13 protein-coding genes and 1 pseudogene are annotated in these 12,365 nt (G+C 59.7%); 10 read left to right on the top strand and 4 right to left on the bottom strand.

The window, feature by feature from the left end; translation table 11 throughout:
* The 4 genes and pseudogenes from GOX88_RS18850 to GOX88_RS18835 all read left to right on the top strand — a co-directional run.
* Positions 1 to 1,623, top strand: coding sequence for a thiamine pyrophosphate-binding protein (locus GOX88_RS18850; RefSeq protein ID WP_170405408.1), 1,623 nt, complete (start codon positions 1 to 3; stop codon positions 1,621 to 1,623).
* Between the two features lie 443 nt (positions 1,624 to 2,066).
* Positions 2,067 to 2,348 carry an HlyU family transcriptional regulator gene (locus tag GOX88_RS18845; protein ID WP_170405405.1) on the top strand — a complete coding sequence of 94 codons (282 nt, stop codon included), beginning with the start codon at positions 2,067 to 2,069 and terminating at the stop codon, positions 2,346 to 2,348.
* Between the two features lie 335 nt (positions 2,349 to 2,683).
* Positions 2,684 to 2,995, top strand: a complete 312-nt coding sequence (locus tag GOX88_RS18840) for a WGR domain-containing protein (RefSeq protein ID WP_170405403.1) — start codon at positions 2,684 to 2,686, stop codon at positions 2,993 to 2,995.
* A 17-nt stretch (positions 2,996 to 3,012) separates the two neighbouring features.
* Positions 3,013 to 3,231 (top strand): annotated as a pseudogene (locus GOX88_RS18835) (DDE-type integrase/transposase/recombinase); the annotation flags it as partial.
* Between the two features lie 42 nt (positions 3,232 to 3,273).
* Here the strand turns inward: GOX88_RS18835 and GOX88_RS18830 are convergent.
* On the bottom strand, positions 3,274 to 3,411 hold the full coding sequence (locus tag GOX88_RS18830; protein WP_170405401.1) for a hypothetical protein: 138 nt from the start codon (positions 3,409 to 3,411) through the stop codon (positions 3,274 to 3,276).
* An 82-nt stretch (positions 3,412 to 3,493) separates the two neighbouring features.
* Here GOX88_RS18830 and GOX88_RS18825 point away from each other — a divergent pair, with 82 nt between their 5' ends.
* From GOX88_RS18825 to GOX88_RS18815, 3 genes are read left to right on the top strand one after another with little or no spacing between them, the layout of a single operon-like run.
* On the top strand, positions 3,494 to 4,030 hold the full coding sequence (locus tag GOX88_RS18825; RefSeq protein ID WP_170405400.1) for an RNA polymerase sigma factor: 537 nt from the start codon (positions 3,494 to 3,496) through the stop codon (positions 4,028 to 4,030).
* Positions 4,027 to 4,773 (top strand): hypothetical protein, encoded by a 747-nt coding sequence (locus GOX88_RS18820; RefSeq protein WP_170405397.1) that lies wholly within the window; start codon positions 4,027 to 4,029, stop codon positions 4,771 to 4,773. Before GOX88_RS18825 ends, GOX88_RS18820 begins: the two co-directional genes overlap by 4 nt.
* A 58-nt stretch (positions 4,774 to 4,831) precedes the next feature.
* Positions 4,832 to 5,911 carry a helix-turn-helix domain-containing protein gene (locus GOX88_RS18815; RefSeq protein WP_170405394.1) on the top strand — a complete coding sequence of 360 codons (1,080 nt, stop codon included), beginning with the start codon at positions 4,832 to 4,834 and terminating at the stop codon, positions 5,909 to 5,911.
* Here GOX88_RS18815 and GOX88_RS18810 read toward each other — a convergent pair.
* Positions 5,884 to 6,774 carry a LysR family transcriptional regulator gene (locus GOX88_RS18810; protein WP_170405391.1) on the bottom strand — a complete coding sequence of 297 codons (891 nt, stop codon included), beginning with the start codon at positions 6,772 to 6,774 and terminating at the stop codon, positions 5,884 to 5,886. The genes GOX88_RS18815 and GOX88_RS18810 overlap by 28 nt on opposite strands.
* Positions 6,775 to 6,877: 103 nt before the next feature.
* On the opposite strand from GOX88_RS18810, the gene GOX88_RS18805 reads away from it, so the two are divergent.
* The 3 genes from GOX88_RS18805 (at position 6,878) to fcl (ending at position 10,070) form a co-directional block, all read left to right on the top strand.
* A complete protein-coding gene (locus tag GOX88_RS18805) occupies positions 6,878 to 7,756 on the top strand; it encodes a phytanoyl-CoA dioxygenase family protein (protein WP_170405388.1) in 879 nt (292 codons plus the stop codon).
* A 201-nt stretch (positions 7,757 to 7,957) separates the two neighbouring features.
* Positions 7,958 to 9,082, top strand: a complete 1,125-nt coding sequence (gmd, locus tag GOX88_RS18800; RefSeq protein WP_170405570.1) for a GDP-mannose 4,6-dehydratase — start codon at positions 7,958 to 7,960, stop codon at positions 9,080 to 9,082.
* 10 nt (positions 9,083 to 9,092) lie between these two features.
* Positions 9,093 to 10,070 (top strand): GDP-L-fucose synthase, encoded by a 978-nt coding sequence (gene fcl, locus GOX88_RS18795; RefSeq protein ID WP_170405385.1) that lies wholly within the window; start codon positions 9,093 to 9,095, stop codon positions 10,068 to 10,070.
* A gap of 31 nt (positions 10,071 to 10,101) precedes the next feature.
* Here fcl and GOX88_RS18790 read toward each other — a convergent pair whose 3' ends face one another.
* Positions 10,102 to 11,178, bottom strand: a complete 1,077-nt coding sequence (locus GOX88_RS18790) for a DUF2793 domain-containing protein (RefSeq protein ID WP_170405382.1) — start codon at positions 11,176 to 11,178, stop codon at positions 10,102 to 10,104.
* 184 nt (positions 11,179 to 11,362) lie between these two features.
* Entirely contained in the window at positions 11,363 to 12,256 is an 894-nt protein-coding gene (gene galU / locus GOX88_RS18785) for a UTP--glucose-1-phosphate uridylyltransferase GalU (protein ID WP_170405380.1), read from the bottom strand.
* Positions 12,257 to 12,365: the final 109 nt, after the last annotated feature.

Here is a 12,365-nt window from a genome sequence, read left to right as displayed (position 1 = left end):
ATGAAAACTGACAAAGACCTACGGGCCGCCGACCTTCTCGCGCGGCGGCTCTATGATGCTGGTTGCCGGCACGCTTTCGGCATGCCCGGCGGAGAAGTGCTGACGATTGTCGATGCGCTTGAAAAGGTTGGTATCGCATTCGTTCTCTGCAAACATGAAAACAGCGCTGGCTTTATGGCCGAAGGGGCGCATCACATGAACGGCGCACCAGGTATTCTCGTGGCAACGGTTGGCCCGGGCGCATTAAATGGTGTGAATGTCGTCGCCAACGCACAGCAGGATCGTGTGCCGCTCATCGTCCTGACCGGGTGTGTCGATGCGACTGAGGCCCTTACCTACACACACCAGGTTCTCGACCACCAAGCCGTTTTCCGCCCGATCACCAAGGCCAGCTTTATGCTGACCGCCGAAGGGGCAGATACAATTGCGGACAAAGCGGTAGCTATCGCAACTGATGGCCGCGACGGCCCTGTCCATATCGATATACCGATTTCTGTAGCCGACGCGCGTCCTGGACCTGTTGAGAAGCGCCGACGCGCAAAAGTGAGTGCCGTTGTCCCTGCGGATGACGATCTGACTCTGGCCCGATCCTGGCTGGCGACTTCCAAGCGGCCGGTCATGGTCGTGGGCCTGGATGCGCTCAAAGACGATGCAAGCGCCGCTGTCCTGCGGTTTTGTGAAACGCAGAACGTTCCGGTCATCACGACCTACAAGGCGAAAGGGATCATCCCTGAAGACCATCCCCTTTGCATGAGCGGCGCGGGCCTGTCACCCAAGAATGATAAAGTCCTGCTACCGTTCGTGCAGGAGGCCGATCTGATCATCTGTGCAGGCTACGACCCGATTGAAGTGCGGGTCGGTTGGCGCGATGTCTGGGACACAGAGACAGTCAATGTTATCGATATTTCGGCTGAGCCAAATACTCATTACATGCACCAATCGAGCCTTCAGTTCGTCTCGCATGTCGGACGCACGTTGGACGCTATCTCGAATGGGGTCGCGGCTAAATCCCGTTGGTCGGACGGCAAGATCAACTCGGTTCGTAAGAGCCTGACCTCAGCATTTGCCGAGACAGAGGTTTGGGGGCCGGGGACGGTAATCGACATTTGCCGCGAAGTGCTGCCAAAGGAAACCGTAGCCACGGTCGATTCCGGTGCGCACCGCATTCTTCTTTCGCAGAAGTGGAGCTGCTACGCCCCGAAAGGACTGCTGCAATCGTCGGCCTTTTGCACAATGGGTTGTGCCGTCCCGCTTGCTATGGGCGCTTCGCTGATCGAACCAGATCGCAAGGTTGTTTCATTCTCTGGCGATGCCGGAATGCTGATGGTGGCAGGGGAATTGTCGACGGCGGCGGAACTTGGTCTGAAAACGATTTTTGTGGTCTTCGTGGACGCCTGCCTTGCCCTCATTGAGATCAAACAGCGCGGGCGGCAACTTGAGAACGCAGGCGTGGAATTTGCGAAGCATGACTTTGCGCGCTTGGCAGAGGCCTTTGGCGGTGTGGGGCATACCGTGGGGTCCGCCACGGAGCTGAAAGCCGCTCTTACTGCCGCGCAGGACGCTGATAGTTTCACGGTCATTGCTGCCGTAATCGACCGGGGAGCGTATGATGGACGAATCTGACATGATTGCGAATCGCAAAAGATAGAAGTCACAGGGTATCTTTTGGTTTGGTGTTCAATGCACTTCAGGCGATAGAGCGCCGATTTGCATTGCGACGACTTTGCGGAAAAACTGGAACACCACAAATAGATCCCATTCTCAATGTCACATGGACCCACACTGCCAGCCACAACGTGGTTAAGTGCTTTGTACAGGCTGCAAATGTCCGCAATGCGAGCTGCGACAGCAGCATCTCGTCCAGTTCGCCAATGACCGGTTTGGGCCGTTCCGTACAAGGTAGAGTGGTGCGGAGGACCGAGATTTCGCCGCAAATCGGGGCTTTCAAACCATGCGCGGATCGCGCTATCGGATCGACGACCGGTGATCTGATCTCACGACCCGCTTCACCCCGGCCCTTAGCGGCGTTAGTCTCCGTTCCGTGCAACATTGAAAGGAGCCGCGCCATGTCCCTCTTCTCGAAACTCTTTGGTGGCGGCGAAAAGTCTGAGCCGGAGCCGGTCTCGTACAAAGGGTTTGAGATCTTCCCCGACCTGATGGCAGAGGGTGGTAAGTACCGCTTGTCGGCCCGCATCGAAAAAACCTTAGACGGGGATCGCAAGACCCATACGATTATCCGGGCGGATGTCTTTGAAAGCCGTGATCAGGCCGAAAGCTTCAGTATCGCCAAGGCGAAGCAGGTGATTGATGAGCAGGGCGAACGCCTCTTCGGTTCCGGGATCCGGTAAGTTGATGCCCGCTCTGCGATCGGCCGGTACCTTGTGAATGGCGTCTTGCGTGCCACCGCTGCGCAGTCTCCAAGCTACAAGTCCGACCGCAAGTCTTGTGTCCCTTCCTGCGGCAAAGGGCCGGGTTCCGATGAACGCTCCGACCACCCAAGTGGGACGCTCGGCCAGCGAGTTTGACGTATCCACCTGATTGGTTTTCTCGAAAATGACCTTGGTGAATGTGCGACTGGTCGTTAACGCAGACACCTGGGTGCAGTCAGGATCAGAATCCTTTCTCTGGAACTGATCTCGAAGTGTCATCGGACAGAAGAGTTGAGTTAACTGACAATTGGATCATGGAGCTGACAGCACCCACACCTGTCCACCTGATCCATGTGGAGCCGGACGTCAACGTGGCGCGGTTCTATGGAGTAGAGTTGCAGCCGACGTTGTTCGGTGAAGTGTCCGTCCTGCGTACCCGGGGACGTGTTGGCACAAACGGGCAAGCCATGATGGTGACGAATGATGATGCAGCGCAGGCCGGCGAAGCGCTCCAGAAACTCGAAGGGCAAAAGCACTGTCGTGGGAATATTCCGGTCAGTGATCAAAACCGACCATCAGCGGTAGTAGACCTCTCATCAGGATTGCCATTTGTTTGGGTCTTCTGATCCGGTTAAGCGACCGGCATCAAGGCGATGTGGTCATCCCGATCAACGGCCGGAAGCACTGGCTTTGGCCGGCAGTGGATGCCAAGGGGGACGTCCTCGATATTCTTGTCCAGCCGCAGCGGAACGCCAAGGCGGCACGTCGGTTTTTGACGCGACTGATCGCTCGGTATGGCGAGCCACGTGTCGTTATCACGGATAAATTGCGCAGCTGTTTCAAACCGGTCCGCGAACTTGCTCTTCTCAATCACTCCCAAACAACTTGGCAATCGCCCTGAAGATCATCGCGCCGGGTTTTTGCGACTTGGACATATCCGCCCGAATTCCCTGCCTTCGGGCGACAGATTCCAGCCGCACGCACGCACCGGTGTTGCAACAATTGTCGCCACAATTGTTTCGACCCGCATCAGGCGTTTCATTTCTTTCCTCCTCGGGCTATGTCAATTCTGAGCCTTCGGACCCCGGTCCGTGAATGAAAAACACACAGGTCGCGATTTTTCGATGAGTGGTGAAACAAGCTCGGAACAGGCCGTGCGCGGCGCGATCCAGATGCACTCCAAGCGTGTCTGGCGGTTCGGGCTGGCGCTGTCCGGTGCGTCGGATGTGGCCGACGACCTGCTGCAATCCACCTGTCTGCGCGCGCTGGAACGCCATCATCAGGTGACGTCCTATGACCGGCTGGACAGTTGGTTGATCACCATCTGCCGCTCGATCTGGCTGAATGAAGTGCGGGCGCGGTCAGTCCGCAAGGCGCAGGCGTTGTCGGTCACGCCCGATTCGGAACTGATAGCCGCCGGGCCGGACGCGGAAACGAATATTTTCGCCGCTGAAGTGTTTACTCAAGTGATGCAACTACCGGAAGCACAGCGCGAGACGGTCATGCTTGTGTTCGTCGAGGGCTATAGCTACCGCGAGGCCGCGGCGTTGCTGGAGGTGCCGATAGGAACGATCATGAGCCGGCTGTCCAACGCCCGGCAGAAACTGAAAACCGTGATGCAGCATGAGGCGGCAGACGCCGTTCGACGGAGTGGCAAATGAAGTTTTCCGACGAGACGCTGACAGCGTATCTGGAAGGCAGACTGGACGAGGCTGAGGCCCGCGCCATCGAAAGCGCGGTTGAGGCCGACCCCGAGCTGGAACAGCGCCTGATGGCGTTGGACCCGTTTGCGCCTGTGGTGCAATCGGTATTTGCGCGTGTGCCTGCCGAAACGCCTGCGGTTGAACTGCCCGAACACGTGCCTGTTGCGCCCGTCCGGCCTGCGGGCGGCGGGTTGCGGTTGCTGGCCGTTGCGGCCTCGGTCGCTGTTGTGGCCGTATCCGCAACCTACTGGGCCATGCGTCCGAAACCTTTGGGCTGGGCCGCGCAGGCCGCGATCTATCAGTCGCTCTATACGCCGGACACGATCGCGTCGCTGGACAGCTCGCCCCAGGCGCTGGACGCGCAATTTGCGATGGCCGAAGAACAGCTGGGGCGGTCGCTCAACCGCGCGGCGCTTGAGGCGCTGCCGGGCGGAGAGTTGAAGCGCGCGCAGATTCTGTCCTTCAAGGGCAAGCCACTGGTTCAGGTCGTGTTTGCTGATGAACAGGGCCAGCCTTTTGCCTTTTGTGTGATCCGGCAGGGCGAAGGTGCGCCGACAAGAGAGTTGAAACAGGCGGTTCTAAGTGGTTTGGCCACGGCGACCTGGGCGCAGGATGGGTATGGGTACATGCTGATCGGTGCCAGGGATCAGACCGATCTGGCCGGGCAGCTGGACATCCTGACCACAAGTTTCCCGGGCTGAGGGCACGGGGAGCAAAAACGCCTTGTGAACTGCGGCAATTCCCCGAAGTATACCGGATATGACGACAAAACCTGTCATACCTGATCCGGATGAGGACGCCGATGCGGTTGGTCCTCCGAGTATCTATGACGCGGACCCGCCCGAAGACGACGATCTGTGGTTTCTGCCGCCCGAGGATGAAGAGGCGGCCGAGGATTTCCTGACCCCCGGTCCGAAGGTGGATCGCCGATTGTTGTTCGACCCGCGGGACTGGCGCGCGGCACAGGCCGAGCTGTCTTATGAACTCGCCGATCTGGCTGCGATTTTTGGCGCGCTGGACGAACGTCTGCGTGCGGGGCCGGATGGGTGGACCCATCGGCTGGCCCTTATGGATGTGTCCGATCTGGGCTGGTGGACCGGCGACCGGATCAGTGTGGATCGGCTGGCGCTGTGGACGGGTCTGCGCATTGGTGCAACCGGAGATGACGTTCAGGCACTGTTCCGCGCGGGTTGGGCGGTGCGGCGGCTGACTGCGGGTCCCGGCCCCTCGGAGGGCGGGTGGGAGACCGGCCTGACCGCGTTTCTGGACCGGATGGCGCAGGGAATCGAGGACATCCCCGAGGCGGTGGCCGATCTGGCCGAAGTGATGCGCAATTCCGAAGGTCTGCACCCGGTCACGCAGGCCGCCATGGCCTTTCATGCGTGGCGCGCGCTGTCGCAGGGTATTGGCCAGGATACCGAAGCCGCCATCATTGCGGCCCGACATGCGGCCACAATGGGGCGTGGTGGGGCGATGTTCATGCCGCTGGCCCTGTCAGGCCCGGGCGCGTTGCGCGGGGCAGGGGAGGTGGACGAAAAGCTCTCGGCCTGGGTGCGGGGGGCAGGGCAGGCGGCGCTGGCGGCGCTAATGCATCTGGACCGGGTCAGCGCCTGGGATCAGCGCGCGCGTGAGGCCACCAGCGGGCTCAGCGGGCGAACGCCACCCTTGTTGATCGACGTTCTGACCGCTTGGCCCATGGTATCGGCGCCGCTGGCTGAAGAATTGACCAAAGCCTCGCGCGCGGCGGTGCAACGCAATATCGACCGATTTACCCGACGCGGCCTGATCCGCGAGGTGACGGGCCAGGGGCGTTACCGGGTCTGGACCGCGGCGCTGTGATCCAGCAGCCAATCGCGAAACGCACGCGCAGGTGGGCGCAGCGCAGCGCGCGAGGGATAGACCAGATGATAGGCTTCCTGCCCGGCAACCTGAATGTCCGGCAGGCAGGAGACAAGGCCCGACAGCTGCATGATACGATCCGATGCAGGCGCGCGGGCCAGCGCGATGCCGCCGCCGCTGGCCGAAAGCTCGGCCGCCATCAGCGAATTGTCGGCAAAGAAAAACCGTGCCTGACCGGCGGGCAAACGCAGGGTTTCGAACAGGTGCAGCCAGCTTGCGCGATGGGTCGAGACCTCGATCAGCGGGAACTGAAACAGATCCTGTGGGCTTTGGATCTGCGCTGCAATCTCCGGCGGGGCCATCGGGTACAGAGTTTCATGCAACAACCTGTCGCTTTCAGCACCGTAGAGCGTTGGGTTGCCGAAGACGATCTGCAAATCGGTGAACTGGTTGGCGAAATCTGACACCAGATTACCGGTGGTGAGGGACAGGTTGATCTGAGGATGCGCTGTTTGGAAATCCGGCAAGCCTCCGGCAATCACGCCATGCGCGAACAACAGGACGGATTGTACGAATAACCGCTGCGCCCGGGTTTCGCCAAACAGCCCCGTAGTGGCGGTCTCCAGCATCAGCAGAGACTGCTGAACCGATGGCAGATAGGCCCGTCCCGCCTCGGTCAGTGTCACCGCATGGGCGTGGCGGTGAAACAGCGGAGTGCCCAGCCGTGTCTCCAACGCCTTGACCTGCTGGCTGACGGCTGCTGCCGACATGTTCAACTGAGTGGCCGCACGGGCAAAGCTTTCGGTGCGGGCCGCGGCCTCGAACACGCGCAGCCAGTTGAGAGAGGGGATGCGGGACGACATGCGCACAGGCTAAGCTGAACTTATCCTCACGGGCAAGAGGTTGCGCGCTGGCCCGATGGGTTTGTGCCCTATCCTGCAGTGAAACACATCCCAGAGGTACGCCATGCAGCAAACCGCCCCCTTGTCTGAAACCGAGCTGACAGCAGCCCAATCCGCGCAATATTGGGAAGACGGGTTTCTTTTCCCGCTGACGGTTTTCTCAGCCCAGGAAACCGCAGAGGTACGTGCGGAACTGGAACAGCTTGAGCAGGATTGGTTATCCGCGGATTTGCCCCTGCCGCTGAACACCTACAAGCGCGTGAATGCGCATCTGGTAATCCCGCTGGCGGCCAGGATCGCGCTGGACCCCCGAGTGTTGGATGCGGTCGAGGGCGTTCTGGGCCCGGACATCATGGTCTGGTCCGCCGAGTTTTTCATCAAAGAGGCGCATACCGATCACACCGTGGGTATGCATCAGGACCTGACTTATTGGGGCATGGGCGAGACGCCGGATCAGGTTACTGCCTGGATCGCGCTGTCCCCGGCCACGGTCGAAAGCGGCTGCATGGATTTTGTGCAGGGCAGCCACAAGAACCCGATCCTGCCGCATAACGACACCTATTCCGAAACCAACCTGCTGTCGCGCGGGCAGGAGATTGCCGTTGATGTGGCAGAGAAGGGCAAGACCCATATCGAACTGGCGCCCGGTCAGATGTCTTTGCACCACGGGCTGACCATTCACGGTTCGGGCCCGAACCGGTCCGATGACCGTAGGATCGGTCTGGCCATCCGTTATCTGAACCCCAATGCAAAGCAGCTGGTTGCGGATCGTGACTATGCCATGTTGGCACGTGGACAGGACGGGCAGTCCAACTTCGTGCATGTCGAGCCGCCAAGTCACCTGTTCTCGGATCAGGCGCTGGCCCTATACGATCAGGTGCGCCGGGATCAGAGCAAGGCGCTGGCAGACGGAGCCAAAAGCGCGGTTCCTTTGTACGGATAAGTTGACCAAGGCGGGCAGTGTTCGGCGCTGACTTTGTCGCCTGTAGCAAGACCTTTGTTATCCTTCGATTTCCCTGACCGGTGTGCAGGCAGGAACCTGCCGCCGGTAATTTCGGCCATTTCTCGCCTTGGGTTGCATTCCGTGACTTCTTGCTGTTTCTGAGACGTCAAAGATGCACACAGTATTCCGTGGGAAAAAATGATGACAAAAAAGGCGTTGATTACCGGTATTACCGGACAGGATGGGTCTTATCTGGCCGAGTTTCTTTTGGAAAAAGGCTATGAAGTTCATGGGATTAAGCGCCGCGCGTCCTCGTTCAACACGCAGCGGATCGACCATATCTATCAGGACCCGCATGTTCCTAACCCAAATCTGTATCTGCATTACGGTGACCTCAGCGATACGTCGAACCTGACGCGAATCATTCAGGAAGTGCAGCCGGACGAGGTTTACAACCTCGGCGCGCAGTCCCATGTGGCGGTCAGTTTTGAATCTCCGGAATATACCGCCGATGTCGATGCCATCGGCACGCTGCGCCTGCTTGAGGCGATCAGGTTCCTTGGGCTCGAGAAGAAAACCCGGTTCTACCAGGCCTCGACCTCGGAACTTTACGGTCTGGTGCAGGAAATCCCGCAGCGCGAGACGACGCCGTTCCACCCGCGCTCGCCTTACGCGGTTGCCAAGCTGTATTCCTACTGGATCACGGTGAACTACCGCGAGGCCTATGGCATGTATGCCTGCAACGGCATTCTGTTCAACCACGAGAGCCCGCGTCGTGGCGAAACCTTCGTGACCCGCAAGATCACTCGTGGTCTGGCGAACATCGCGCAAGGTCTGGAAAACTGCTTGTACATGGGCAACATCGACAGCCTGCGCGATTGGGGCCACGCGAAAGACTATGTGCGGATGCAGTGGCTGATGCTGCAGCAGGACAACCCCGAAGATTTCGTGATCGCAACCGGCGTTCAGTACTCGGTCCGCCAGTTCATCGAATGGTCCGCGGCCGAGCTGGGCATCACGCTGGAGTTCTCGGGCGAGGGTGTAGATGAGGTCGCAACGGTCAAATCGATCGAGGGTGACAACGCGCCGGCTCTGAATCCGGGCGATGTGATCATGCGCATCGACCCGCAATATTTCCGCCCGGCCGAGGTGGAAACGCTGCTGGGCGATCCGTCGAATGCCAAGACCAAGCTGGGTTGGGAGCCGGAGCTGACCGTTCAGGAAATGTGCGCCGAAATGGTTGTCGAGGATCTCAAAACCGCGAAGCGTCATGCGCTGTTGAAAGAGCATGGCTATGAGTTGCCGGTAAGCCTGGAAAACGGCTGAGGAGGTCGCCATGCGCAAGATCTACGTAGCAGGCCATCGCGGTATGGTTGGCGGCGCAATCCTGCGCCGCTTGCAGGATCGGAAAGCGGCGGGTGAAGCGCTCGAGCTGGTCACCCGCACACATGCTGAGCTGGACCTGACCGATCAGGCCGCCGTGCGCGACTTTATGCAGAGTGAACGCCCGGATGTCGTGATCCTGGCCGCGGCCAAAGTGGGCGGTATTCACGCCAACAACACCTACCCTGCGGATTTCATCTACGAAAACCTGATGATCGAATGTAACGTGATCCATCAGGCCTTTGCCGCCGGGGTGAAGAACCTGCTGCAACTTGGAAGTTCCTGCATTTACCCGCGCGCCGTGCCGCAGCCGATGCGCGAAGATGCGTTGCTGACCGGCGTGTTAGAGCCGACCAACGAACCCTATGCAGTGGCCAAGATCGCCGGGATCAAGCTGTGTGAAAGCTATAACCGGCAGCACGGGGTCGATTACCGCTCGGTCATGCCGACCAACCTCTATGGGCCGGGCGACAATTTCCACCCGGAAAACAGCCATGTGCTGCCTGCCCTGATCCGTCGTTTCCACGAGGCGCAGCGGGATGGTTCGGATGAGGTCGTGATCTGGGGCACCGGCAAACCCCGCCGCGAGTTCCTGCATGTGGATGACATGGCCGAAGCCTCGCTGTTCGTGCTCGACCTGCCGCGCGATGTTTATGAGGCGAATACCCAGCCGATGCTGAGCCATATCAACGTAGGCTGTGGTGACGATGTCTCGATCGCGGAACTGGCAGCTCTGGTGGCGAAAACCACCGGGTTCACCGGCACGATTACGCAGGATGTCAGCAAACCGGACGGCACCATGCGCAAGCTGATGGATGTGTCCCGTCTGGCCGATATGGGCTGGCGCGCACGGGTCGGGCTCGAAGACGGGATTCGCGAAACCTATGCCTGGTTCCTTGACCAGGCGGACGCGGATCTGCGCGCCAAGTAAAAGCCCGGGCGCAGGCCCGGGCAATTAGAGATCAGAACCAGCGGCCAGTCGCAATGGCCGTTGGTGCCAGCGCCGTCGCATCGCTTGCAGTGGCGAGAACCTTGAACCCCACCTGAGTATCTGTCGGCGCGTCGAACCCCATGAATCGGGTGGTTGCGCCTCCGCTGCCGGATACGGCAACGGTTGAGCCCACAGCAAAAGGCACCGGGAAACTCCAGACCGCTTCTGCGCTTGCAAACAAGGCACCATCGACATTCGTGCAGCCCGCCGCCGTCAGGGAGACGGTGCAAATTTGGGTGCCATCGGCAAAACGCACATAGTCGCCGTTTGCGTTCGACCCACGTTCGATGACGGCCCCGGTCGGGGTGCCACCGCTCTGTGCCACGATACCCAGCAGGTTGCCCGGTCCATAGCCATAATCCGCCCGCATCAGCCGACCGGCGGTCGTGTCATCGGCACCGGCCTGAACCGCCGCACCGCTGGCGATTCCGGTTGCGGGATCGAAACTCAACGCGTCGGTCCAGCTGCTGCCATCGGCCGAGACTTTGATTGTAAAGCCGGTGTTGCCGGACAGGCCCATCTCGGCATGGCCGGTCCAGTTGGATTGAAACAGCAAGGATGCTGTGTCGCCCGCATTGGCCTTGTTGATCTTCAACTGATGCCCGCCGCCGTCATGGCTGAGAAGCGTCGCCGGAGACCGCACCGAAAGACGGTTTGTGCTGTCATACCCGGTGGCGATTCCCACTCCGTCCAGATTTTGCGTTGCGACCGGAGGATCAACCCAAGCGCTGCCATCCCAGATTTTCATTTGCCCGGTGCTTTCGTCCCATGCGCGCCAGCCCGTGCGGGGCGTGACGAAATGCCAGGCGTTGTCCAGCCACGCGGCCAGTTTCCCGGCCTGCCCTGTCCAATCCCCGGTGGGAGCCGCGCCCAACGCGTGAACCTCTCCCTGATCCGGGACGGCGGGCGGGGTCGCGGCGTTTGTCGTGGCCACACTCAGTTGCGTGATCAGGTCCAGCCGGCGCAGCGCTTCGTTATGGGTGACGTGTTTCTGCGCCTGCGACGGCTGTAGAAATGGCAGGTTCAATCGGGGTGAGTTCTGTGACACGGGCGTCCTCCTGAGGCTGTCGGTCCGACAATTGCATTGCGCGCCACATTGCCGTGCTGTGCATGAATCCCGTCTGACCGGGCCGGACGCACGAAAAACCATTTGCTAATCTTTGAGGGCACAAAAAAACCGGGGCGCTGAACGCCCCGGCCAAAATCCTGAAAGCTGAGCTGAAGGCAGCCTGTTATTGCGCGGCCTTACCTGTGGCGACGATGTCGTTCAGGTATTGGCTCAAGTCCTCGCGCAGATCATCGCGGGCCAGTGCAAAGGCAACCGTGGCCTGCAGGAAGCCGGATTTGGACCCGCAGTCAAACCGCTGACCATCGAACTTGTAGCCAAAGACCGGCACACCGTTCCCGATATCCTCGGCAATGGCGTCGGTCAGCTGGATTTCACCACCGCTGCCCTTTTTCATCTGGTTCAGGTTGTACAGGACTGACGGGCCCAGAATATAGCGCCCGATAACGGCCAGATTCGACGGTGCCTCTTCTGGTTTTGGTTTCTCGACCATACCGCGCGCACGGACGACCGATCCGATATTCTCACCCACGTCCAGAACGCCGTAAGCGCTTGTTTTGTTGGCCGGAACTTCCATGGCCGCAACCATGTTACCGCCGGTTTCCTCATAGGCTTCGACCATCTGTTTCAGGCAGGGTTTGTCACCGGCAATCACGTCATCGGGCAGCATAACGGCAAAGGGTTCATCGCCGATCAGACGGCGGGCACACCAGACCGCGTGACCCAGACCCAGCGCTTTGTGCTGGCGGATATAGGCGATTGCACCGCTTTCCATATTGGTTGCGTTCAGCGTTTCCAGCAGTTGATCCTTGCCCTTGGCTTTCAATTCCTGCTCGAGAACCAGATTGTGGTCGAAGTAGTCCTCCAGAGCGGATTTGCCGCGTGACGTTACAAAGATGAATTCGGTGATACCGGCGGCGCGCGCCTCGTCGATGGCGTATTGTACCAGCGGGCGATCAACCAAAGTCATGATCTCTTTCGGGACCGACTTTGTCGCCGGCAGGAATCGGGTGCCGAGCCCTGCGACGGGGAAGATCGCCTTTGTGACCTTGCGTGCCATTTGACCTCTCAAGTTACTAAAACAATGTCTGACAGTGCGCTTACTACGCAGACCTCTTAGGACCTGTGACCTGAATATTCAACGCCAACGGGTAATCAGGCCGTGATTT

This window comes from Ruegeria arenilitoris (genome assembly GCF_013030985.1).
In the GTDB taxonomy this organism is placed as follows: domain Bacteria; phylum Pseudomonadota; class Alphaproteobacteria; order Rhodobacterales; family Rhodobacteraceae; genus Ruegeria; species Ruegeria arenilitoris_B.
The sequence above is the reverse complement of the archived record's forward strand: the minus strand, read 5'-3'. Positions and strand labels throughout refer to the sequence as shown.